Raw genomic sequence first — 23,019 nt, forward strand, 5'->3', positions numbered from 1 at the left:
TTGCTGGGCAAGGCGCTGCACTACCTGTCCTCGCAGTGGGCCAAGCTGGAGCGCTTCGTCACCAACGGTCTCTACCCCATAGACAACAACGGCTGTGAGAATTCGATCCGTCCGTTTGTCATCGGAAGACGCAACTGGTTGTTTGCCGACACCGTGGCCGGCGCCAACGCGAGCGCCAATCTGTACTCGTTGCTGGAGACCTGCAAGGTCAACGGCGTCGATGGGTACCAGTACCTGCGCTCGCTGCTGGTGGCGCTTCCTCGGGCCAGGACCGTCGAGGACTATGAGGCCTTGCTGCCCTGGTGTCTCAACGGGCGCAGCGGCTGAAATAGGAAACTGTGCAAGGGGTGCGGTCTATTGATCGCTTACGTCAGACCCACCAGCGCCTGGTGCTGGTGGTCGATCAATTCAACACCGGTCTCAAAGCGTTCGCTCCACACAAAAGTCTGAAGCGCCAGGGAGTGCGGACTGTTCTGGCTCATGCTCACGTCCCTCGGTTTGGCCGCCTGTGTACGGCTCAGGGGCCTTGAAGCGGCTGGACACCGCGTCGGCGCATCATGTCTTCGCTCATGGCCAGCAACGCGTCAGGCGCCAGTTGGGCCTGGGCGGCGGGGTAGACGATGCCGTCTTCGTCGTCGATATGCCGCCGGTACAGGCTAGCAAAGTGGTTGATCAGGGCCGTCTGTTCCGGTGTGAAATCGGTCCAGCCCGCTGGCGGCGGCTGGCACACCCCAGCCAGCACCACGCGCACCTGCGCCCAGGCGGCGTCCATGTCGCGGTGGTCTTGCTGGAGCCGCTGCACGATGGTGTGCAGCGCGGTGTCGGTACCGGCGAGCAGCGGCGGAAACACATGCCGCTCTTCGTCTTCGTGGTGGTGTGGGGCGGCCTGGTCAAAGTAGCGCATCACGTCCACCGCCGCCTGGCCGATCTGCTGGCTCCAGCCGTGCACCCGCGCGTGTTGCTGCAGCTTGGCCAGCAGCGCCAGCATGCGGTGCACCCGCTCGTGGCAAGCGTCGAGCATCTCGAACGGCGCCTCAAAACCTGCACCGGGCGCACGGTGACCGGGCAGCGTGATCTGGCTCAGCGGGATGGATGTGGCCATGGTTCGCGGCGTTGCAAAAATTCAGCCGAGCTGCACCGCTTCACCCTGCGGGTTGAACGGGATGAAGGCCTGCAGCTGGCCCATGCGGATGGCTTCCACCATGTCTTGCAGGGGTTTTTCAGCGTCTTCGCTGCTGGGTGCGCGGCCCGCTTTGCCCGACAGGGCGGCGGCAAACACCATGCCCCAGGCAGGACCCATCTGACTGGCTTCCTGCTTGAACTGGTCAAACGAGGTGAGCTCGTCGGGCGTCTTGTCCACGCACATCTGCGGCACCAGCGCACCGCCTTCACCGCGCTCAAAACCGGCGCGTTCAGCGGGGGTGGCGTCGTCGGGCAGCTCGATGCCGGCAAACACAAACAGCAGACGCTGCGGCATGGGCTGGGCGCGGGCGGCGCTCAGCAGGTCGTCAAAGGTGGCAATGTTCATGGATGGCTGTTTAAAAAAGAAAAATGTTCAAAGCGCGGCAGGCGGATCACCCAGGGTGCTCAGGAACTCGGCCACGGCGGGCCGCACCCGGGCGGGCTTGCGCGCGCGCACCGTGCCGACGCTGACAAAGCACAGCGCCTGCTCGCCAGCCTGCAGGCCAAACAGGGCGCGCAGGCTGTCCGATTTCAAGGCTTTGCCGCTGGTGAGCGCAGAGCCAAAACCCAGCGCGGTGGCCATGAGCAGCGCGTTTTGCACGGCGCAGCCGGCCGACAGGATGCGCTCGGCCAGGTCCACGGCGGGGTCGCCGCGTTGGCCGTCCACCACCACCAGCATCAGCCAGGGCGCGCGGTGGGCTTTTTCGCGGGCTTGCGCCACCTGCTCGGGCGTGGCGCCGGCGTCGCGCTCCAGCAGGGCTTGGCCAAACACCTCGGCCAGGCGCTCGCGCTGCGCATCGGGCACGGCAATGAAGCGCCAGGGCAACAGCTGGCCGTGGTCGGGGGCGGCCGCCGCAGCGGCCAAGATGCTGTGCTGCTGCGAAGCATCGGGGCCGGGACCCAGCAGGCGCTTGGGCAGCACGGTCTGGCGGGCCTGGATCAGTTCACCGGCCACTACGGGCCAGTCGTTGGCGGGCTGTTCCAGCGCAGGGACGTTGTATTCGGTTTTGAACATGGGACGCTCGTTGGGGTTCAACCGGGACGGCCATCGGCTCGCTGGCGGCCATACCAGCCCAGCAGGCGCACGCCCCACACGGCCATGACAACGGCCCACAGCAGCGCAGCGGCCATGACCAGCCAGGCCGGCGCCTGGTTCAGCGCGCCACCAATGCGCAGCAGCACCGCCAGCTGCAACAGCCAGAACAGCGCCCACACCAGGTTGTCCGCCACCAGGGTGCGGCCGCTGTGACCGCACGACACCCGCGTGACCATGGCCAGCATGAGCGAACCGAGGCAGCCCATGGTGAGCGCGTGCAGCGCTCCCAGGCCAAGCACCGGCGTGCCCAGCCGCAGGCCCAGCAGCTGCGAAGCGCCGGCCAGCACAAACGACACACCCAGCCACAAAAAACCCAGGTGCAGCATGGCCAGCAGCCGGATGCTCAGGCTCTGCACCAGACCCCACACAAAGGCCAGCCACAAAATGACGCTGCCCGCGGCCAGCTGCATCAGGCCCAGGCCCAGCATCCAGGCGCGGCCACCCCGCCCGGCGGGCTCGCCCATCCAGGACATGACCAGCGGCACCCAGATGGCGGCCAGTTCCAGCGCCACCGCACCCAGCAGCATCCACAACACCCAGAACGGCCGCCACACATCGATCATGGGCACGGCTCTGGAGGTGAAAAACGGAATCATGCGGTGCGCCACCACCAGGTAGGTGACCACCACAAAGCCCCACAGCCCGGTGAGCACGGCGGCATGGGCCACGTCATAAGCGCCGGCAGCCAGCGCCACCAGCAGCAGCGCCAGACTGACCACACCCACACCGCCCGCCACAGCCACGGTGCGGGCGTGCAGGCGGTCGTCCAGCGTGCTGCGGCGTACCAGTTGGGCAAACAAGGCCACCACCCAGCCCAGCCCCAGCAGCGCAACAGCGCCACCGGCCAGGCTCAGCCCCCAAGCCGTGTGAAGGCCCAGCAGCCACACCAGCCAGCCAGCGGCCTGCAGCAGCAAGGGCGCCAGCAGGCTACGGGCTTCGGGCCCGTCCACACCGAGCCACTTGGGCCCTGCGGTGAACAAAAAACCCGTGAAAAAGAGGGGAATGAACCCAAACGTCATGACCGCCGCGTGGCCCAGCGAGGGCGACACCGCATAGGCCAGGCCCAGGGCGCCAGTGGCCCGGTCCACCTGCACCAGCGCCCACCAGACGCCCGAGGCCAGCAACAGCAACACCGCCAAAGCAAAGCCCAGCCGGTGTGGCGCCAGCAGCAGGTGCGCCGGGCGCCAGGGCTGCGAAGCCAGTGGCTCGGGACGAAGCGCCCGCGCCGGTCTGGCCGCTCGCGTCAGCTGATCGGGCTGAACGGCCTGGGTAGGCGAGCCCACACAGATCGCTTGGGGGCTCGCATCAGTGGCAAGTTTCATTCATGAAAACTCAAGGGGTTGACAAAGGCATCGGCACCCGAAGCGGCTGGTTGCGTCCGACCTGCAAAAGCGCATGCGGGGCATCAACACACAGCGCCCGGAAAGCGCCGCCTAGGGGGTACCAAGGCGTTTTTATTAGACGACAAAAAGCCCCTTGGCGAAAACGCAAAGGGGCTACTACCAATGGACGATGGCGGGTGCCCGCCCGGTACGTGCGCCATGCTGGGCGCACCAAGAAGAAGACCGCTGCAGCTTGCGCTGTAGCGGTCTTCAAGGGCGTTTGGACGTTGCAGGTTGACTGACCACCTAGCCGGTCAATGCGCACGCCCATGCAACTCGGCGTACGGACGTGTTACCCACACGTACCCAGGTGGCCGCACTGGGTGCAGTAATCGCAGCCGTCCTTGCGGATCATGGCGTGCGCACCGCACTCGGGGCATTTTTTGCCGGCCATCACACCCGCAGACGTGCTCACGGACACGGCAACCGGCTCGGGCATCACCGCCGCCACGCCCTGCTGGGCGCGCCGCGCAATGATGTTTTGCAGCGCAAACGCGATGGCGGCCACTTCGGAGTCGTGCCACATCGGCACGTGCGTGCCGTCGGCCTTCTGGTAGGTGCCCAGGCGCACCGGGCCGCGGTCCCAGGCCACTTTGCGCATGTCGCCCAGGGCGCGTTCCAGGAAGCCGCCGCGCGCGGCCAGCGACAGCATGCGCATGGTAGAGGTGATCCACTGCTGCGACTCACCGCTCTGGCCCACGGGCATGAAGAACTCGATGGCGCGCTCGATCGTGCCCACGCCGTCGGCCGCAGGCACCGGCAGGAACGAGACCACGATGTACAGCGTTTTGTGGCCCTCTTGCGTCCAGTATTCCACCTTGTCGGCCACGGCCGAGAGCGCGCCTTTGGGGCGGCTTTCGATCACGGTGCGCATGGGGTCCACCGGCGCCGGTGCGGCGGCCGCAGCGGCCGCCGCCGCGTCGGTGGCAGCGCTGCCAGTGTCAAGCACCGAGCCCAGAATGCTGTTCGGGCGGTAGGTGGCCAGGCCCTTGAGGTGGGCGCTCCAGGCTTGCTGGTACAGGCCTTTGAAGTCTTCGTAGGGGTAGTCGGCTTCGACGTTCACCGTCTTGGAGATGGCGGTGTCCACAAACGGCTGCACCGCTTGCATCATGGCGATGTGGTCGCCGGCGCTCATGGCCAGGGCGTTCACAAAATACTCGGGCAGCTGGTCTACGTCACCGCCGAGTTCGCGGTACAGGCGCCAGGCGTGGTCTTCCACCGCGTATTCGCTGGTGGAGCCATCGGCCTCGCGCTTTTTGCGGCGGTACATCCAGGAAAACGGCGGCTCGATGCCGTTGGACGCGTTGTCGGCAAAGGCCAGGCTCACCGTGCCGGTGGGCGCGATGGACAGCAGGTGGCTGTTGCGGATGCCGTGCTTGCGGATCTGCTTTTGCAGCGCGGCAGGCAGGCGGCTGGCGAAGGTGCCGGCCGCCAGGTAGTCGTCCACCACCAGCTTGGGGAACGCGCCTTTTTCTTGCGCCAGGGCCACCGAAGCGGCGTAAGCCGCGTCGCGCATGCGCTCGGCAATTTGCGCCGCCATGGCACGGCCTTCGTCGCGGTCGTAGCGCACGCACAGCATGGCCAGGGTGTTGCCCATGCCGGTGAAGCCCACGCCAATGCGGCGCTTGGCGGCCGACTCTTCGCGCTGCTGGGGCAGCGGCCAGAAGGTCACGTCCAGCACGTTGTCGAGCGCGCGCACCTGGGTGGTCACGGCTTGTTCAAACGCGTCGAAGTCAAACGATGGCAGGCCGCCAAAGCCAAACGGGTTGCGCACAAATCGGGTGAGGATGACCGGGCCGAGGTCGCAGCAGCCGTAAGGCGGCAGCGGCTGTTCGCCACAGGGGTTGGTGGCCTCAATGCTCTCGCAGTAGCGCAGGTTGTTGTCGTTGCGGATCTGGTCCAGGAACAGGATGCCGGGTTCGGCGAAGTCGTAGGCCGACTTCATGACCGTGTCCCACAGTTCGCTGGCGGCGATGATCTGGTAAACCCACTGGCCATCAGCGCGCTGGTAAGCGCCCTTGGCGATCAGAGGGGCGCCCGGGCGGGCCTTGTGCACCAGCTCCCAGGGTTGGTCGCTGCCCAGGGCTTCCATGAACGCGTCGGACACGCCCACCGACACGTTGAAGTTGTTCCAGCGGCCGGGGGTGCGCTTGGCGGTGATGAATTCGAGCACATCGGGGTGGTCGATGCGCAGCACGCCCATCTGGGCGCCACGGCGCGCGCCGGCGCTCTCCACGGTGGAGCACGACTGGTCGAACACGTTGATGTAGCTGCATGGGCCGGAGGCCATGGAGTGCGTGCCCTTGACTTCGGCGCCCTTGGGACGGATGCGCGAGAAGTCATAACCCACGCCGCCACCGCGGCGCATGGTCTCGGCGGCTTCGCGCAGGGCTTCATAGATGCCGGGATAGCCCTCGGCGTCCACGCCCTGGATGCAGTCGCCCACGGGCTGCACAAAACAGTTGATCAGGGTGGCCTGGATGTCGGTGCCAGCGGCGCTCATGATGCGCCCGGCGCCAATGGCACCAGCGTGCAGGTTGGCCAGGAAGCGCTGCTCCCAGTCGGCTCGCACGTCTTCTTTTTCCACCGAAGCCAGCGCACGCGCCACGCGGCGGTACAGGTCTTCAATGCCGTCTTCGCCGGGCTTCAGGTATTTTTCTTTGAGCACATCGAGGCTGATGGGCTGGGTATGGGTCAGGTCCTGCGGACGCATGGTGTTGTCGCGTTTCATGTCGGGTCGTGTTGAAAAGGCCTGCGGCCTATCGGAAGGGGAGGGCGACCAACGGGCCACTGGGGTTTGTTGGTCGACATGGCGCTGAGGCGAAACCGTGTGGACGGCCGCTTCAGGCCTTGGTGTCGGGCAAATGGCTTGTGCGTCGGACGCAAATTATCCCTGCTGGAACCGGTTTTCACCGCCAAAGCCCTTTTCCGATGGATTATTTTGCCTTTTCAGTGGCTGGGCACGGACGGCCGGACGTCTGCCAGCATCCACTGCAACAGATCGTGAACCGACCGGATTTCCCGGCCGAAAGGCAGGTTTCCAGCGCCCCGGAAAAACAGGCCTTTGTTCGTATCGCCTTCCATGGCGTGGCCCAGTTGCTGGTCAATACAGAACTGCCCAATGCCCACCACACCGTCGCGCAGGCCGCAGTGGGCCAGGCAGTCGAACGACATATTGCATTTTTTCTTCACATGCGCGGCCGCCTGCAGCTTGGGTTCGATGCGGATGTATTTGTCCAGCCAGGGTGTGCGCACCGCGCGCGCCGGCAGGCCGGCCACGCTGATGAACTCCACAATGTCCTCGGGCCGCGCGTCGGCCAGCACGTGCTTGAAGGCCGGGTCGGCGTCGCATTCGGTGGTGACGGCAAAGGCGGTACCCATTTGTACCGCGCTGGCACCCAAGGCCTGCAGCCGCACAATATCGGCCCGGCTGCTGATGCCACCGGCGACGATCAGGGGGATTTGGCCCTCAATGCCCGACGTTTTGAAGAATTCGAGCACCTGGGGCAGCACGTTTTCAAAATCAAACCGCGTGTCCTGCAAATCGGACACCTTGGCCGCGCCCAGGTGCCCACCGGCCAGGCGGGGGTGCTCGATCACGATCGCGTCGGGCAGGCGGCCTTTTTTCTCCCACTTGCGCACCAGCAGCTGCACGCCCCGGGCGTCCGACAAGATCGGAATCAGCGCGGTTTTGGGGTGGTCTTTGGCGATTTCAGGCAGGTCCAGTGGCAGACCGGCGCCCACCACCACGGCGTCGGCACCGCTTTGCAGCGCCTGGCGCACATACATTTCGTAGGCGCTGAGCGCCTTCATCACGTTCACCGCGATCAGGCCGCGGCCCTGGGCAATGCCCCGGGCGCGCTGGATCTCGCGGTCCAGCGCCACCAGGTTGGCGGCGTCAATCTGCGCCTTGGCATCGGGTTCTTTGTCCAGGTGGCCGGTCTGGGCCATCAGGTCGGGGTGCATGCGGCGCAAGTCCACCGACGACACCGTGCCCACGCCCCCGAAGCTGGCCACGGTGCCAGCCAGCGAGCCGGCCGACACGCCCACGCCCATACCCCCCTGCACCACCGGAATGAGTTCGCGCCCGGCCAGGCGCCAGGTGCGCAGGCCGTCGCTGCGGGCCAGGGTCTGCAGCTCGGCCGCCAGTTGGGCCACCGTGGGGGTGGCCTGGTGGGAAGTCTGTTCGCTATCCAAGAGTTGTTCCATGCTGTTGCACTTCCTTTGCTGCGGCCCATGCCGCCGAGGCGAGGCTAACCAGCCTGGGCCGCCGGCGCTTTGCGGTGCATCAAACACCGGTGCGTTGCGCACCCGGGGGTTTATTGCACCAGCGGTGAGTCGGCGCCTTCGAGCTCGATGCCTTCCAACTGGGCCTGGCCCACCAGCAGCTGCATGTATTGGCGCAGCGCCGTGCTGCGCGACTGCAGCGCCAGCTGGGCCTTGATGCGTTCCTGCACCTGCTCAAACTCGGGCAGCTTGCCTTTGCGCCGGCCCAGCACTTCAATGATGTGCAGGCCAAAGCGGGTGTGCACCAGACGCGGGTGCACGCCCATACCCCAGCGCGAATCGGTCTGGAAGAACAGCTCATTGGCCAGCTCGGGCGCGCAGTCCTCCGGCGTGACCCAACCCAGGTCGCCACCCTCTTTGCTGGACGGGCAGTTGGACAGCTCGGTTGCCAGCGCCTCGAAGCGGCCGGGGGGCACGTCTTTGCGGATCAGCTCCAGCAGTGCCGCTTCGGCGCGCTGCGACAGCGCATGCACGTTCACACCCGGCGTCACCGCAAACAAGATGTGGCGCACATGCAGGGCCTGGCCCACGATGAAGCGGCCCTTGTTGGCGTCAAAGTAGCGGCGGCATTCGGATTCACCCGGGTCGGGCGAGACCACGGCGGCGTCCAGCAGGCTTTCGATCACGGCGCGCTGCGCGTCGTCCAGCTCGGGCGCCACCAGCCCAGCGTGGCGCGGCAGCAGGCCCGCCTTCACCGCCTGCTGACGCAGCAACTCGGTGTAGGCGCGCTCGCGCAGCGTTTTGGGGTCGGGTGTCTCACCGACCTCGTGCAGGGCAATGCCGTTGATGCTGGCCACGACGGGCTGGGCTTTACCGGCACAGGCGCAGTGGCCGCTGCCACAGCCCACGGTTGTTGCTGCGTTCATGGTGGTGTCCTCCGGTCAATGTGAAACGGGGCGCTGCTCGGCCGGGGCGCTGGGCTTGAGACCCAGTTTGCGGCTGCGCACCACCTGGTAAGGGCGGAACACATAGGCCAGCGTGCCGAAGCCGCTCCACACATGCACCAGGCGCGAGAAGGGGAAGAGCAGGAAGATGGTCATGCCCAGCACCAGGTGCACCAGGTAGACCCAGTCCAGACCGGCCAGCAAACTGGCGTCGGGGCGGAAGGTGACGATGCCTTGCGCCCAGGCCGACAGTTGCAACATCGCCTGGCCGTCGGAGTGGCCATAGGAGAAAGGCAGCGTGACGATGCCCAGCACCAATTGCACCCACAGGATGATCAGGATGCCCAGATCGGTGCGGTGGCTGGTGAGGCGGATGCGGTCGTCAAAAATGCGACGGTGCAGCAGCAGGGTGAGTCCGATGAAACAGATGACACCCGCAATGCCGCCGGCCACCACCGCCACCATTTGCTTCTGGCCCGCCGTGATGAAGGGTTCGTACACAAAGTGGGGCGTGAGCAAACCCACGGAGTGGCCGAAGAACAGGAACAGGATGCCGATGTGGAACAGGTTGCTGCCCCAGCGCAACTGGCGCTTGCGCAGCAGCTGCGACGAATCGCTTTTCCAGGTGTACTGGTCGCGGTCAAAACGGGCCAGGCTGCCCATGAAGAACACCGCCAGGCAGATGTAGGGAAAGACGTTGAAGAGGAAGTTGTGCAGCGTGTTCATGCCTGCGCTCCTTGAGAGGGTTGGGGTGACTTTCTGACAATGTGAATCGGCTGGGGCTGGCCGGGTTTGGCCTGGCCTTCGGTGGAGCAACCACCAAACACCTCGGGCTCGGCCCAGCTCTCGTCCATTTCGGGCTCGGGTGCAATGGCCACGGCTTCGGCCTTTTCGCCCGCCAACTCCAGCACCGCGGCCAGCACGCTGGCGTAGGGGCTCTGGCGGCCAGCCAGGGCGCTGAAGATCACACGCACGATGTGCGCGATCTCGCCCATGAACTCACGCGCCTGCGGCGGCGGCTGGGTGGAGGCAAATTCCAACACCACCGGCAAGTAGTCGGGCAGCTCGCTGGCACCCAGAAACAGGCCGGCTTTTTCGTAGGTCTGGATCAGGTCGATCATGGCCGGGCCACGGTCGCGCGAATCGCCATGCACATGCTCAAACAGGTGCAGCGCGGTGCGGCGGCCCCGGTCGAACAGCTCGACGTATTCGGACTCCACGTCAAGCGCCGGGCTGGCGCCCAGGTGCTTGAGCAAGGCGTCGAGTTCGGCCAGCCGTGCAGCGGGCAGCGCCGCCTCGGCTTGCAGGGCTTCACGCATGTCGGCGGTGTGGGCGCGGAACGCCGCGTCGGGGTAGCGCAACAGGTGCGCCAGCACGCGCAGCGTGAGGCGGGCCTGGGGAGGGGATGAAGAAAATAAACTCATGACATCAATTCCTTGGTCAAACAGCTGGATCGATGAACGAAGGGGAGCAAACCCAGAACGCCGCGGAACCGGCTTTGCCGGGCCGCCAGCGTTGCCCCCTTGAGGGGGTCGCGCGAAGCGCGGCGGGGGTGGGCCATGTCCTTAGCTCTCCATCTTGATTGGGATCGTGCGCTTCTTCTCGGAACCGAAGAGACTCGTTTCGGTCTGCCCTTCCGAGCAACCGTTGCCGAAACTGAAGCCGCAACCGCCCTTCACGTTGAAGGTGTTTTCGGCGTATTCGCGGTGCGTGGTCGGAATCACGAAGCGGTCTTCGTAGTTCGCGATCGCCATGTAGCGGTACATCTCTTCCACCTCTCGCACGCTCAAACCCACCTGGTCCAGCACCTCCTGGTTGATCAGGCCGTCCACGTGTTTGGTGCGCTGGTAAGAGCGCATGGCCAGCATGCGTTCCAGGGCGCGCACCACGGGGCCGGTGTCGCCGGCGGTGAGCAGGTTGGCCAGGTACTTCACCGGAATGCGCAGCTGCGACACGTCCGGAATCTCGCCGTTGTTGCCCAGCATGCCGGCGTTGGCCGATGCGGTGATGGGCGACAGTGGTGGCACGTACCAGACCATGGGCAGGGTGCGGTATTCGGGATGCAGCGGCAGGGCCACTTTCCACTCCACCGCCATCTTGTAAACCGGGCTCTGGCGGGCGGCGGCCATCCAGGCGTCGGGAATGCCGTCGATGCGCGCCTGCGCGATCACCTTGGGATCGTTCGGGTCCAGGAACAGGTCGAGCTGGGCCTGGTACAGGTCGATCTCGTTGGGCGTGCTCGCGGCTTCGGCAATGCGGTCTGCGTCGTACAGCAACACACCGAGGTAACGGATGCGGCCCACGCAGGTTTCACTGCACACCGTCGGCTGGCCGGCTTCAATGCGCGGGTAGCAGAAGATGCACTTTTCGGCCTTGCCGCTCTTCCAGTTGTAGTAAATCTTTTTGTACGGGCAGCCGCTCACGCACATGCGCCAGCCGCGGCACTTGTCCTGGTCGATCAGCACGATGCCGTCTTCCTCGCGCTTGTAGATCGAGCCCGATGGGCACGAAGCCACACAGGCCGGGTTCAGGCAGTGCTCGCACAGGCGCGGCAGGTACATCATGAAGGTGTTTTCAAACTGACCCATCATGTCTTTCTGGGCCTGCTCGAAACCGTCCAGGTTCGCGTCCTTGCTGCGCTTGCTGAACTCGCCGCCCAGGATCTCTTCCCAGTTCGGACCCCACTCGATTTTTTCCATGCGCTTGCCGGTGATCAGCGAACGCGGGCGGGCGGTGGGTGCGTGCTTCATCTCCGGCGCCGACTGCAGGTGGTCGTAGTCGAAGGTGAAGGGCTCGTAGTAGTCGTCGATCTGAGGCAGGTTGGGGTTGCTGAAGATCTTCATCAGCAGCGACCACTTGCCACCCTGCTTGGGCACGATGGAGCCGTCGGCCTTGCGAATCCAGCCACCGTTCCACTTCTCCTGGTTTTCCCACTCTTTGGGGTAACCGATGCCGGGCTTGGACTCGACGTTGTTGAACCAGGCGTATTCGACACCGGGGCGGCTGGTCCAGACCTGTTTGCAGGTGACCGAACAAGTGTGGCAACCGATGCACTTGTCCAGGTTGAGCACCATGCCGATTTGTGCGCGTATTTTCATGACATTTTTCCTTGTAGATCGACGCTGGTTCAGGGGTTCTCGCCCTGTGACTGATAGGCCCTGACCAAGTGGTCATCTGCAGGTGTGTCGAGCCAGTCCACCTTGCTCATCTTGCGCACCACCACAAACTCGTCGCGGTTGGTGCCGATGGTTCCGTAGTAGTTGAAGCCGTAGCTCAGCTGCGCATAGCCGCCGATCATGTGGGTCGGTTTCAGCACGATGCGGGTCACCGAGTTGTGGATGCCGCCGCGCACGCCGGTGATCTCGCTGCCGGGCGTGTTGATGATCTTTTCCTGCGAGTGGTACATCATCACCATGCCGTTGTTCACGCGCTGGCTCACCACCGCACGGGCCGCCACGGCGCCGTTGATGTTGAACAGCTCGACCCAGTCGTTGTCTTCGATGCCGGCGCTCTTGGCGTCGTCCTCGCTGAGCCAGACCACGGTGCCGCCGCGGTTCAGCGTGAGCATCATCAGGTTGTCGCTGTAGGTGGAGTGAATCCCCCACTTCTGGTGCGGCGTGATGAAGTTCAGCTGAATCTCTTTGTTGCCGTTGGGCTTGATGTTGTGAATGCTGTTGGTGGTCTTCAGGTCCACCGGTGGGCGGTAGCTGCCGAAGCCTTCACCGAAAGCGATCATCCAGGGGTGGTCCTGGTAGAACTGCTGGCGGCCGGTGAGGGTGCGCCATGGGATGTATTCGTGCACGTTGGTGTAGCCGGCGTTGTAGCTCACCGTCTCGCTCTCGATACCGCTCCAGGTCGGCGAGCTGATGATCTTGCGCGGCTGCGCCTGGATGTCGCGGTAGCGGATTTTTTCGTCTTCGCGGTAGATGGCCAGGTGGGTGTGGTCGCGCCCGGTCTGCTTGCCCAGCGCTTCCCAGGCCTTCACCGCCACGTGGCCGTTGGTCTCCGGCGCCAGCTGCAAGATCACTTCGCAGGCGTCGATGTCGGTCACGATGCGCGGCATGCCTTGCGACACGCCCTCTTCCAGCGTCTTGCCGTTGAGCTGGCCCAGCTGTTCCACTTCAACACCGGTCTTCCAGCCAATGCCTTTGCCGCCGTTGCCCATTTTGTCGAGCAGAGGGCCCAGAGCCGTGAAGCGCTTGAAGGTGTTGGGGTAATCGCGCTCCACCACGGCAATCTGCGGCGCGGTCTTGCCGGGGATCAGTTCACAGTGGCCTTTTTTCCATTCCTTGACCTCAAAGGCCTGTGCCATTTCACCGGGGGTGTCGTGCATGATGGGCGTGAGCACCACCTCTTTTTCAACGCCCAGATGGCCCACGCAGACCTCGCTGAAGGTCTTGGCGAAACCCTTGTAAATCTCCCAGTCTGAACGCGATTGCCACACCGGGTCCACGGCTGCGCTCAGCGGGTGGATGAAGGGGTGCATGTCGCTGGTGTTCAGGTCGTTCTTCTCGTACCAGCTGGCCGTGGGCAGCACGATGTCGCTGTACAGGCAGGTGGTGCTCATGCGGAAGTCGAGCGTGACCAGCAGGTCCAGCTTGCCCTGCGGCGCGTCCTTGTGCCACTTCACTTCAGCTGGCTTGGCGTCGTCTTTGCCCAGGTCTTTGCCCTGCACGCCGTTTTCGGTGCCCAGCAAGTGCTTGCAGAAATACTCATGGCCTTTGCCGCTGGAGCCCAGCAGGTTGGAGCGCCACACAAACATGTTGCGCGGCCAGTTCTGCGGTGCGTCCGGGTCTTCGCAGCTCATCTCCAGCGTGCCGTCTTTGAGCGCCTTGACCACGTAGTCCTTGGCATCCATACCAGAAGCCTGCGCGTCCTTCACCACCTGCATCGGGTTGGTCTTGAGCTGCGGTGCGCTGGGCAGCCAGCCCATGCGTTCGGCGCGCACGTTGAAGTCGATCATGCTGCCGCTGAAGGCGGTTTTGTCGGCTTCGCTCAGCGTGGGCGACACGATCTCTTCCATGCCGAGCTTCTCGTAGCGCCACTGGTCGGTGTGGGCGTAGAAGAAGCTGGTGCTGTTCATCTGGCGCGGTGGGCGCACCCAGTCGGTGGCAAATGCCAGCGGTACCCAGCCGGTTTGCGGGCGCAGCTTTTCCTGGCCCACATAGTGCGCCCAGCCGCCGCCGCTCTGGCCAATGCAGCCGCACATCATCAGCAGGTTGATGACGCCGCGGTAGTTCATGTCGGCGTGGTACCAGTGGTTCATGGCCGCGCCGATGATCACCATGGACTTGCCATGTGTCTTGTCGGCGTTGTCGGCAAACTGGCGCGCCACGGTGATGACCTGGTCGCGCGGCACACCGGTGATGCTCTCTTGCCAGGCCGGGGTGTAGGCGGCGTTGTCGTCAAAGTTCTTGGCGCCTGATCCCAGACCGCGGTCAATGCCGTACTGCGCGACCTGCAAATCGAACACGGTGGCGACCATGGCGTAGCGCTCTTCGCCGGCCTTGCCCAGGCGCAGGCGCACCGCTGGCACCTTGGCGTGGTTGATCTCGCCGTTCTGTGCGTTGGCGGTGAAGTTGGGGGTGTCGCGGCCACCGAAGTAGGGGAAGCCCACATCCACCACCTGGGTCTCTTGCTCGCCATCTTCGATGACCGAGAGCTTGAGCTTCACGTCGCTGTTGGTGCGTGCTTCTTTGGCTTCGAGGTTCCACTTGCCTTCGTCTTCGCGGCCGGGCTCGCCCCAGCGGAAGCCAATCGAGCCGTTGGGCAGCACCGCTTTGCCTGCGGTGTCAAACGCCACGGTTTTCCACTCGGGGTTGCTCTTCTGGCCCATCTTGCCGTTGAAGTCGCTGGCGCGCAGGTAGCGGTCGGGCACCATGGTCACCGAGCCGTCGGGCAGGGTGTGCTCTTTCAGCATCACCAGCAGCGGCAGGTCGGTGTAGCGGCGGGCGTAGTCGTCGAAGTAGCTGCTGCGCTGCTTGCCGCCGTCTGGGAAATAAAACTCTTTCAGCGCCACGTGGCCCATGGCCATGGCCAGCGCAGCGTCGGTGCCCTGCTTGGGGTGCAGCCAGATGTCGGACAGCTTGGCCACTTCCGAGTAGTCAGGCGTGACGGCCACGGTCTTGCAGCCTTTGTAGCGCACCTCGGTGAAGAAGTGGGCGTCGGGCGTGCGGGTCTGGGGCACGTTGGAACCCCAGGCAATGATGAACGAGCTGTTGTACCAGTCGGCCGACTCGGGCACGTCGGTCTGCTCACCCCACACCTGCGGGCTGGCGGGTGGCAAGTCGCAGTACCAGTCGTAAAAGCTCATGCACACGCCGCCGATGAGCGACAGGTAGCGCGAGCCCGCGGCGTAGCTCACCATGGACATGGCGGGGATGGGCGAGAAGCCGATGATGCGGTCGGCACCGTGCTGTTTGATGGTGTAGACGTTGGCGGCGGCAATCAGCTGGTTCACCTCGTCCCAGGTGCTGCGCACAAAGCCGCCCATGCCACGCACCTGCTGGTAATCGCGGCGCGCTTCAGGGTCTTGCTGAATGAGCGCCCAGGCGTCCACCGGGCTCTTGCTCACGGTAAGGGCTGCGCGCCAGCGCTCCAGCAGGCGGCCGCGCACCATGGGGTACTTCACGCGGTTGGCGCTGTACAAATACCAGCTGTAAGACGCCCCACGCGCGCAGCCGCGCGGCTCGTGGTTGGGCATGTCCCAGCGGGTACGGGGGTAGTCGGTCTGCTGGGTTTCCCAGGTGACGATGCCGCCCTTGACGTAAATCTTCCACGAGCAAGAGCCCGTGCAGTTCACACCGTGCGTGCTGCGCACGATCTTGTCGTGTGCCCAGCGGTTGCGGTAGCTGTCTTCCCAGGTGCGGTCTTCGTTGGTGGTCAGGCCGTGGTTGCCCGAAAAGGCTTCCTTGGGCAGGGTGAAATGGGTGAGGCGGTCGAGAAAGTGACTCATCGTGGGTCTCCGGAAAAAGAGGACTTGGCTTCGTGAATGCGCGCGTTCATGGATTGCGGATTTCGGACCCGGCGCGCAGGTAGAACCACCAGTTCAGCACCAGGCACACGGCGTAGAAGATGGCAAAACCGTACATGGCGTATTCGGGCGAACCGGCCTTGATCTGCTGACCGATCACCACCGGGGCGATGAAGGAACCGTAGGCGCCGATGGCCGAGGTCCAGCCCAGCACGGGGCCGGCTTGCTGGCGGTCAAAGATGACGCCGATGGTGCGGAAGGTAGAACCGTTCCCGATGCCGCTGGCGGCAAACAGCACGATGAACAGCACCATGAAGAGGAAGAAATATTCTTCGGGCGTTGCCGACTTGTAGGCCAGCAGCATCACGTAGCCCACAGCGGCCGAGGCGAACACCATCACAGCCGAGATCACCTGCGTGACGATGGAACCACCGAGCTTGTCGGAAATCCAGCCACCCACCGGACGGATCAGGGCGCCCACAAAGGGACCGATCCAGGCGTAGGTCAGGGCCGACGGCGCATTGGGGTTTTTCAGCGTGTGGGTCATCAGGCCGGTGACCGGATCCACCACGTGCTGGAAACCGAAGATCACGGTGATGGACAGCGGCAGCGCCATCGAGAAACCGATGAAAGAGCCGAAGGTCACCACGTACAGCGCGGTCATGGACCAGGTGTGCTTGTTGCCGAAGATCGCGTATTGCTTGCCGATGTTGGCCTTCATTTCACCGAAGGCGGCGAGCTTCATCACCACCAAGGTGACCACCACGATCAGCGGCAGCGCCACCCACATGTTGAGCAAGCCCAGGCCGGTGGGTGCAGGCAGGTAGAGGTACAGGCCGATCACGCCGATGATGCTGGTGAGCACCCACAGGTAAATGATCTTGGCAAACGCCGCCAGCGTGCCGCCGTAGTTGGGCGACAGGGGCATCAGGTTGTTCATGCCAAACCAGGCGGCAATGACGCAAGGCACCAGAATGGCGGCCCAGATGAAGCCGGCGTTCTGGATCCAGGTTTCGGTGCCGGCGGTGATCTTGCCCAGGATCCAGCCCGAGTCTTTGATCAGCGTCATCGACTCACCCGCGAAGGTGCCGAACACGGCAGCCGTCATGGCCAGGGGAATCAGCACCTGCATGGTGGTGACGCCAAAGTTGCCCAGACCGGCGTTCATGCCCAGCGCCATGCCCTGCTGGCTCTTGGGGTAGAAGCCGGTGATGTTGGACATGGAGCAGGCGAAGTTGCCACCGCCAATGCCCGAGAGGAAGGCGCAAAGCTGGAACACCCACAGCGGGGTGGACTTGTCTTGCAGCGCAAAACCGGTGATCACCGCCGGAATGATCAGCAGCGCGCTGGTGAGGAAGATGGTGTTGCGCCCACCCGAGAGGCGGATGAAGAACGAAGCCGGGATGCGGAAGGTGGCGCCCATCAGGCCGGCGATGGCGGTCAGGGTGAACAGATCGGCCGGTGCAAACGGAAAGCCCAGGTTGAGCATCTGCACGGTGATGATGCCCCACATCAACCAGACGGCGAAACCGACCAGCAGGTTGGGGATGGAGATCCAGAGGTTGCGGGTGGCGATGGACTTGCCTTTGGCGGCCCAGAAGGTGGTGTCTTCGGGTCGCCAGTCGACGATGTCGGCTCCCGAGTACGTCTGCAGGTTCGCGCCTTCACCAGCGGTGGCGGTGCGCGTGTTTTTGTTGCTCATGACAGGGACTCCTGTGGGGAAAAATCGGTTCGCCAGGCGTGTGGCCGGGGTGGCGCAGCGTTGGGTTTTCAGGGCTGCTGCCAGCGTGCGAAACGCTCGGCGAGGTGTGACCATGACTGTGCGGCAGCCCGGCTGCGGCGAACATCCTTCAAAGGGGCGCCAGCACCGGTCTGAAAGACCGATGGGCTGGCGCCTGGCCATCGTCCAAAAGAACTACACGGCCAGCATGCTGCGCAATGGCCCGCCGACCATGAAAAAAGGCCGTGGTGTTCACGGCGTTGGTGGTTGGTGACAACGCGCCCGGGCTTACTTGGGCGCCATGCCTTGCTGCTGCGCGCGGGCCAGGATCACGCGCAGGTCTTCCAGGCTCTTGAAACGGGCGGTGAGCATGAGGCCCTCGCCTTTTTCCTGCAGCTCCACGCGGCCACTGCCAGCGAACAACCGGGCAATCTCGGCCTCGGTATCGCGCTTTTGCTGCACCTCTTGGGCAATCGCGTGGTCCACCGACGAGATGATGTATTCGTCGCCAAAACCACCCTCAGGTTCTTTGAGCCAGACCAGGCAAGCCACCCAGCTCAGCAAGGCGCCGCCCGCGATCACAAAGAAGAACTGCGAGGGCGTGACGTACATGAACAGGAACAGGTAGAACACCGCGCCCACGTTGCCGTAAGCACCGGCCATACCCGAAATCTGGCCGGTGAGACGGCGCTTGATGGACGGGATGATGCCGAACGTGGCGCCTTCGGCACCTTGCACAAAGAACGAGCAGCCGATGGTGATGGCCACCGCAATGATGAGCGGCCAGTTGCTGTTCATCATGCCCATGAGCGCGAAGCCCACGGCAATGCCCAGCATGTAGGACAGCATCACGAAACGGCGGTTGCCGAAGCGGTCGGACACCAGGCCACCCATGGGGCGCGCAAACAGGTTCACGAAGGCAAAGGACGCGGCGATCAGGCCGGCCATGGCCGCCGACAGGCCCCAGGTTTCTTCAAAGAACATGGGCAGCATGGAGACCACCGCCAGTTCGGCGCCAAAGTTGGCGAAATAGGTGGTGTTGAGCGCGGCCACCGATTTGAACGGGTAGCGGTCATCCTTGGGCACGCCCTTTTTCAGAATGGGTAGGTTGACCCGCAGCACCTGCACCAGCTGGTACACGATGACAAAGGCAATCGACACGTAACAGATCCAGGCGGTGAAGTCGTCGATGAACCCGGTGTTTTGCACCCGCCACACCAGCAAGCCCAGAATGCCGACCATTGGCACCGTGAACAGCAGCAGCAAGACCAGGTCGCGGTAGCTCGACACCTCCAGCGCGGCGGTCTTGCGGGGCTTCTTGTGCGTGTCTTTGGTGGGGCCGTCGGTGATGGCGAACCAGTAGAAAACACCATAGAGGCCCATGATCACGCCGGACAGTGCTACCGCGTAGCGCCAGCCATCGTCGCCACCAAACATGGTGAGCGCAATGGTGGGCAGTGTCATGGCGGCAGCGGCCGAACCGAAGTTGCCCCAGCCGGCGTAGAAGCCTTCGGCAAAGCCGATGTCGCGTGGCTTGAACCACAGCGCCGTCATGTGGATACCGACCACAAAGCTGGCACCCACCGAGCTCAGCACCAGGCGCGAGACGAACAGCTGTTCTTTGGTGGTACCGAAAGCAAAGAACAGGGTGGGCACCGCCATGGTGACCATCAGCACCGAGAAGACGCGGCGCGGGCCAAAGCGGTCCAGCGCCATGCCCACCAGAATGCGGGCCGGTATGGTGAGCGCCACGTTGGCGATGGCAAACAGGCGCAGGTCGTCTTTGGTCAGCCAGTTGGCCGACTTGAGAATGGACGACGCCAGCGGCGCCATGTTGAACCAGACGTAGAAGCAGATGAAGAACGCGATCCACGTCAGGTGGAGCGCCTTGATTTCCCGGTTCTTGAACCGGAAGATGTCACTGACTTGCATGATGAAACCTCGTTAGCTCAGCGCGCTCAGTCGCCGTGGGTGGGGACGATCAGCAGCGGGCACATGACGCGGCGCGCCAGGAAGGCGCTGACCGAGCCAAAGGTCATGTGGTCGAACTCTTCCACCAGCGCGTCCAGCCGGCGCGTGATGAAGTTGCCGTCGGGCTTGTAGGAGTGGCGGGCCATCACCAGCACGTCGGGGCGGCGCTCTTCGGTGGCGCGCAAGATCATTTTTCGGGCATCGCCCTCGGCAAACAGCACCTTGGCAGGGAAGCCTGCGGCCGACAGCTCGGCGGCGGCGGCCTCGGCACCGGCTTTTTGTTCCTTGAACTGCGCGTCGAACATCTCGTCGCCCGCGCTGGTGGTGCTGCCGGGTTCCTCGATGACGGAAATGAGCGTAACGGTGGGCAACTCGTGGGCAAAGAGCCGCTTGACGGCGTCGAGCGCGATGCGCGCATTGCGCGAATGGTCGTAAGCCAGCATGACTTCCATGTTTTTTTCTCCAGTGGATACGGACGGATCAGCCATGTCGTGACCCGGCACGCCGCCACGCGGCGGCGGTCTGTCGGCGGGTGACACGGAACCCGGCGAGCAATAGCCCTATTCGGACCAGGGTGACCGCTCAACTGTGCGGCGGCAGCGCCCGCCTGAACATCCTTCTTTGGCACGCGGACGCGTTCCACACGGACGATGGTCCGCGCATGGCCATGCTCCTAAAGAACTACTCAGTCGCTCAGATGGATGTGACGCAACCGGTGGATGGCCCGCGCGGGAACCTAGCGGGCGAGCGCGGCCCTGTAGACCCGGCCCGGTGGAGTCTGAAGGCCGTTCGGGCTGAGCCTGTCGAAGCCCTTCGACAGGCGATTAGCCGCGCAGACCCTGGTGCACGGCGTACACCGCCGCCTGCACCCGCGAGGTGAGGTGGAGCTTGCGCAGGATGTGCTGCACATGGATCTTGACCGTGGTCTCGGCGATGTCGAGCTCGCGGGCGATCAGCTTGTTGCTGTCACCGCGCGCAATCAGGGCGAGGATCTCGCGCTCGCGGGCCGACAGCTGGGCCAGGCCGTCGGTCTTGCTGGCGGTGGGCGCTTGCAGGGGCGCCGGCGCGGTGGGCACATCACCGTCCTGCGCGCCAGACTGGCGGGGCAGCTGGTTGCGAAACGCCTTGAACAGCTTGGTCATCATCTCCGGGCTGATCACCGACTCCCCGTCGAGCACCTTGACGATGGCGTCACCGAGCTGGTCGGACTCCACCGTTTTGAGCAGGTAGCCGTCGGCGCCGGCCTGCAAGGCAGCGGCCAGGTCGTCCTCGTTTTCGCTCACGGTGAGCATCAGGATGCGCATGTTGGGCGCGGCCTCTTTGAGCCCACGGACCGCGTCGACCCCACGCACACCGGGCAGGTGGTTATCGAGCAGGGTCACGTCGGGCCGGTGGCGTTCCACGCTGCGCAGGGCTTCGCCTGCGTCAGCGGCTTCGGCCACAACCTCGAAGCGCTCGTCTTGCGACAGCAGGGCGCGCAAGCCGCGGCGAAACAGGGTGTGGTCGTCCACCAGCAGCAACTGGATGCGGGGAGGGTGTGGCTGTGTCATGGGGTAGGCATTCGGTTTTCGGCAACAGCAAAGGGGTCGGCCGGCAGGCTCAGGCCCACCGTGCTCGTGCCGTTGGCGGCCACGGGGTACGGCGGCAGGGTCAGGGTCACGGCGGTGCCGCCGGCGGGGGCAGAAGCCACCTCCACCTGGGCACCGATGCGCTCGGCGCGTTCGCGCATGATTTTCATGCCCACGTGGGTCGGGCCATGGACGTGTGCGGCGTCAAAACCGGTTCCGTTGTCGCGCACGGTCAGGCGCCACCGTGCGCCCTTGACGACTTCCAGACTGACGTGGCTGGCGTCCGCGTGCTTGCGCACATTGGACAGGGCTTCCTGAATCACATGCAGCACCTGCACCTGCACGTCGGGCGGCAGTGGCAGGCCTTGCCCGTCCATCTGCAGGCGGGTGGGCAGGCCGGTCTGGTGCTGGAACTTCTGCAGGGTTTCCTGCAGCGCGGCTTCGATGTCGTCGGTATTGGTGCGGGTGCGAAAGTGCACCAGCAACTCGCGCACGTCGTGGATGCTTTCGCGCAGGCCCACGTCCAGCTCGTCCAGCGTGGTCTGCACCTGCACCGGCTGCTCTTTCTGGACCGCCGTGCGCAGCAACTGCACCTGGATTTTGAGAAACGCCAGCGACTGGGCGATCGAGTCGTGCAACTCGCGGGCGATCAGGGCACGCTCTTCAGCCACCGCCGCCTCGCGCTCCAGGGCCGCAGCGCGCAGGCCCTCGAGGGCGCTGGCGAGGTGGCTGGCCAGCGCGTCCAGCAGTTCGGTTTCGTCGGCATTGAGCGCGATCTCGCCACGAAAGAACAGATCGATTTCGCCGATCAGCCGCTGCTGCAGGCGCACCGGCACGCTCACCACGTTCTGGTAGCCCACCTTGGCACAGTGCCGCATGGGCGCTGCGTCGTGGCTGTGGATGGGGATCACGCGGGTGCGCGCGTCGGGCTGCAAGTTGCCGCAAGCGCAGGCCCCGGCCAGCAGGCTGCGCTCTTCTTCCATCATCTCTTGCGGGAAGCAGTCGGACGCCAGCATCAGGTAGCGCTGGTTGGCTTCGTCCGACCAGCGCACCGCCACCGCATCGGCCTTCATCACCTGGCGCACGCGCTGCGAAAACCCGCGCGAAAGCTCCTCGATGGTGTTGGCGCTGGCCAAAAATGCACTCACTTCGTACAAGGCCTCCAGCCGGGCGCGCTGCGCTTCAATGCGGCGCGTCTTCAGCTCCACCTTGCTCTCCAGCCCTTCGTACAGCGACTGCAGCGTGGCGGCCATGCGGTTGAAGCCGGCCGCGACCTGGCCAAATTCGTCGTGCGTGTTCACCGCTACCCGCACCGAAAACTCACCCGCTTCCAGCTGGCGCAGACCCTGTCGCATGTTGGCCAGCGGGTTGATGACAAACCGGTAGCCGGTGTAGAGCATGAGCACGGCACCCCCGATGGCCAGCGCCATCATGAGGAACTGAAACAGGTTGAGGATGGCGGTCAGGCCCGAAAGCTCGTCTTCGATGGCATGCACAAAGCGGTCGATCGCGTCCACAAACACGCCCACGCCCTGCTGGGCCGATTCGGTGGTGACGTCACCTTGCAGCCACAGGCTGCGCTGCACCTGCCAGAGCGACTGCACCGACGCGAACTCGCGCCTGACGCCCGCTTCCCAGGGCACAAACAGCGGGCGGCTCGGGTCGCCGCTGCGCAGCAAGGCCAGGCTTTCATCGAACTGGGTCACCAGGGCCACCACGTCGGCCGGTGGCGCCTGGGCCTGCACCGCGCTGGTGATGCGCCAGGTTTGCATGCGCATGCGCCCAGCCTCGTTGACCGCGGCCGCGCCGCCTTCGAGCTGCCAGGTGACCCACAGCGTGAGCCCGATGGAGGTCAGCGCCACGATGAGAAAACCGGCGCCGAGGCGAACCAGTTTGGTGGACAGGGAGGCGCTAGATGGCATGTTCATAGGTTAGCGGCTTTCCTGGCGTCCGGAT

General features: G+C 64.5%; 17 protein-coding genes. 1 reads left to right on the plus strand and 16 read right to left on the minus strand.

Annotated elements, in window-relative coordinates; genetic code table 11:
* Positions 1 to 327 (plus strand): IS66 family transposase (locus tag AC0GNR_RS07695; RefSeq protein ID WP_472900380.1); only part of this gene is annotated, 327 nt, incomplete at its 5' end.
* Positions 328 to 517: 190 nt separating this feature from the next.
* On the opposite strand, the gene AC0GNR_RS07700 is transcribed toward AC0GNR_RS07695, so the two are convergent.
* The 16 genes from AC0GNR_RS07700 to AC0GNR_RS07775 form a co-directional block, all read right to left on the minus strand.
* Positions 518 to 1,102 (minus strand): hemerythrin domain-containing protein, encoded by a 585-nt coding sequence (locus AC0GNR_RS07700; RefSeq protein ID WP_472900381.1) that lies wholly within the window; start codon positions 1,100 to 1,102, stop codon positions 518 to 520.
* A gap of 21 nt (positions 1,103 to 1,123) precedes the next feature.
* The gene (locus AC0GNR_RS07705; protein ID WP_472900382.1) at positions 1,124 to 1,528 is read right to left on the minus strand and encodes a ribonucleotide reductase subunit alpha; all 405 of its coding nucleotides are present in this window, start codon (positions 1,526 to 1,528) and stop codon (positions 1,124 to 1,126) included.
* 27 nt (positions 1,529 to 1,555) lie between these two features.
* On the minus strand, positions 1,556 to 2,197 hold the full coding sequence (locus AC0GNR_RS07710; RefSeq protein ID WP_472900383.1) for a nitroreductase family protein: 642 nt from the start codon (positions 2,195 to 2,197) through the stop codon (positions 1,556 to 1,558).
* 17 nt (positions 2,198 to 2,214) lie between these two features.
* The gene (locus tag AC0GNR_RS07715) at positions 2,215 to 3,600 is read right to left on the minus strand and encodes an NnrS family protein (RefSeq protein ID WP_472900384.1); all 1,386 of its coding nucleotides are present in this window, start codon (positions 3,598 to 3,600) and stop codon (positions 2,215 to 2,217) included.
* A gap of 352 nt (positions 3,601 to 3,952) precedes the next feature.
* Positions 3,953 to 6,391 (minus strand): adenosylcobalamin-dependent ribonucleoside-diphosphate reductase, encoded by a 2,439-nt coding sequence (locus AC0GNR_RS07720; RefSeq protein WP_472900385.1) that lies wholly within the window; start codon positions 6,389 to 6,391, stop codon positions 3,953 to 3,955.
* Between the two features lie 218 nt (positions 6,392 to 6,609).
* On the minus strand, positions 6,610 to 7,869 hold the full coding sequence (locus AC0GNR_RS07725) for an NAD(P)H-dependent flavin oxidoreductase (RefSeq protein WP_472900386.1): 1,260 nt from the start codon (positions 7,867 to 7,869) through the stop codon (positions 6,610 to 6,612).
* 110 nt (positions 7,870 to 7,979) lie between these two features.
* Complete coding sequence (locus AC0GNR_RS07730; RefSeq protein WP_472900387.1) at positions 7,980 to 8,813, minus strand: peptidylprolyl isomerase; 834 nt, start codon at positions 8,811 to 8,813, stop codon at positions 7,980 to 7,982.
* Positions 8,814 to 8,828: 15 nt separating this feature from the next.
* A complete protein-coding gene (gene narI / locus AC0GNR_RS07735) occupies positions 8,829 to 9,557 on the minus strand; it encodes a respiratory nitrate reductase subunit gamma (protein ID WP_472900388.1) in 729 nt (242 codons plus the stop codon).
* A complete protein-coding gene (gene narJ / locus AC0GNR_RS07740) occupies positions 9,554 to 10,255 on the minus strand; it encodes a nitrate reductase molybdenum cofactor assembly chaperone (protein WP_472900389.1) in 702 nt (233 codons plus the stop codon). Before narJ ends, narI begins: the two co-directional genes overlap by 4 nt.
* 141 nt (positions 10,256 to 10,396) lie before the next feature.
* Complete coding sequence (narH, locus tag AC0GNR_RS07745) at positions 10,397 to 11,929, minus strand: nitrate reductase subunit beta (RefSeq protein ID WP_472900390.1); 1,533 nt, start codon at positions 11,927 to 11,929, stop codon at positions 10,397 to 10,399.
* A gap of 29 nt (positions 11,930 to 11,958) precedes the next feature.
* Positions 11,959 to 15,786, minus strand: a complete 3,828-nt coding sequence (locus tag AC0GNR_RS07750; protein WP_472900391.1) for a nitrate reductase subunit alpha — start codon at positions 15,784 to 15,786, stop codon at positions 11,959 to 11,961.
* Between the two features lie 46 nt (positions 15,787 to 15,832).
* On the minus strand, positions 15,833 to 17,506 hold the full coding sequence (locus AC0GNR_RS07755) for an MFS transporter (protein ID WP_472900392.1): 1,674 nt from the start codon (positions 17,504 to 17,506) through the stop codon (positions 15,833 to 15,835).
* A gap of 306 nt (positions 17,507 to 17,812) precedes the next feature.
* Positions 17,813 to 19,456, minus strand: a complete 1,644-nt coding sequence (locus AC0GNR_RS07760) for an MFS transporter (protein ID WP_472900393.1) — start codon at positions 19,454 to 19,456, stop codon at positions 17,813 to 17,815.
* 26 nt (positions 19,457 to 19,482) lie between these two features.
* On the minus strand, positions 19,483 to 19,947 hold the full coding sequence (locus AC0GNR_RS07765) for a universal stress protein (RefSeq protein WP_472900394.1): 465 nt from the start codon (positions 19,945 to 19,947) through the stop codon (positions 19,483 to 19,485).
* Between the two features lie 372 nt (positions 19,948 to 20,319).
* Positions 20,320 to 21,045 (minus strand): response regulator, encoded by a 726-nt coding sequence (locus AC0GNR_RS07770; RefSeq protein WP_472900395.1) that lies wholly within the window; start codon positions 21,043 to 21,045, stop codon positions 20,320 to 20,322.
* Positions 21,042 to 22,991, minus strand: coding sequence for a type IV pili methyl-accepting chemotaxis transducer N-terminal domain-containing protein (locus AC0GNR_RS07775; RefSeq protein ID WP_472900396.1), 1,950 nt, complete (start codon positions 22,989 to 22,991; stop codon positions 21,042 to 21,044). Before AC0GNR_RS07775 ends, AC0GNR_RS07770 begins: the two co-directional genes overlap by 4 nt.
* Positions 22,992 to 23,019: the final 28 nt, after the last annotated feature.

It is taken from the genome of Hydrogenophaga sp. LT287, assembly GCF_055702805.1.

What these genes read in the sequence shown, in the direction of transcription:
- AC0GNR_RS07700 (WP_472900381.1), bottom strand. Translation starts at nt 1,102, where the DNA reads ATGGCCACATCCATCCCGCTGAGCCAGATCACGCTGCCCGGTCACCGT.
- AC0GNR_RS07705 (WP_472900382.1), bottom strand. Translation starts at nt 1,528, where the DNA reads ATGAACATTGCCACCTTTGACGACCTGCTGAGCGCCGCCCGCGCCCAG.
- AC0GNR_RS07710 (WP_472900383.1), bottom strand. Translation starts at nt 2,197, where the DNA reads ATGTTCAAAACCGAATACAACGTCCCTGCGCTGGAACAGCCCGCCAAC.
- AC0GNR_RS07715 (WP_472900384.1), bottom strand. Translation starts at nt 3,600, where the DNA reads ATGAAACTTGCCACTGATGCGAGCCCCCAAGCGATCTGTGTGGGCTCG.
- AC0GNR_RS07720 (WP_472900385.1), bottom strand. Translation starts at nt 6,391, where the DNA reads ATGAAACGCGACAACACCATGCGTCCGCAGGACCTGACCCATACCCAG.
- AC0GNR_RS07725 (WP_472900386.1), bottom strand. Translation starts at nt 7,869, where the DNA reads ATGGAACAACTCTTGGATAGCGAACAGACTTCCCACCAGGCCACCCCC.
- AC0GNR_RS07730 (WP_472900387.1), bottom strand. Translation starts at nt 8,813, where the DNA reads ATGAACGCAGCAACAACCGTGGGCTGTGGCAGCGGCCACTGCGCCTGT.
- narI (WP_472900388.1), bottom strand. Translation starts at nt 9,557, where the DNA reads ATGAACACGCTGCACAACTTCCTCTTCAACGTCTTTCCCTACATCTGC.
- narJ (WP_472900389.1), bottom strand. Translation starts at nt 10,255, where the DNA reads ATGAGTTTATTTTCTTCATCCCCTCCCCAGGCCCGCCTCACGCTGCGC.
- narH (WP_472900390.1), bottom strand. Translation starts at nt 11,929, where the DNA reads ATGAAAATACGCGCACAAATCGGCATGGTGCTCAACCTGGACAAGTGC.
- AC0GNR_RS07750 (WP_472900391.1), bottom strand. Translation starts at nt 15,786, where the DNA reads ATGAGTCACTTTCTCGACCGCCTCACCCATTTCACCCTGCCCAAGGAA.
- AC0GNR_RS07755 (WP_472900392.1), bottom strand. Translation starts at nt 17,506, where the DNA reads ATGAGCAACAAAAACACGCGCACCGCCACCGCTGGTGAAGGCGCGAAC.
- AC0GNR_RS07760 (WP_472900393.1), bottom strand. Translation starts at nt 19,456, where the DNA reads ATGCAAGTCAGTGACATCTTCCGGTTCAAGAACCGGGAAATCAAGGCG.
- AC0GNR_RS07765 (WP_472900394.1), bottom strand. Translation starts at nt 19,947, where the DNA reads ATGGAAGTCATGCTGGCTTACGACCATTCGCGCAATGCGCGCATCGCG.
- AC0GNR_RS07770 (WP_472900395.1), bottom strand. Translation starts at nt 21,045, where the DNA reads ATGACACAGCCACACCCTCCCCGCATCCAGTTGCTGCTGGTGGACGAC.
- AC0GNR_RS07775 (WP_472900396.1), bottom strand. Translation starts at nt 22,991, where the DNA reads ATGAACATGCCATCTAGCGCCTCCCTGTCCACCAAACTGGTTCGCCTC.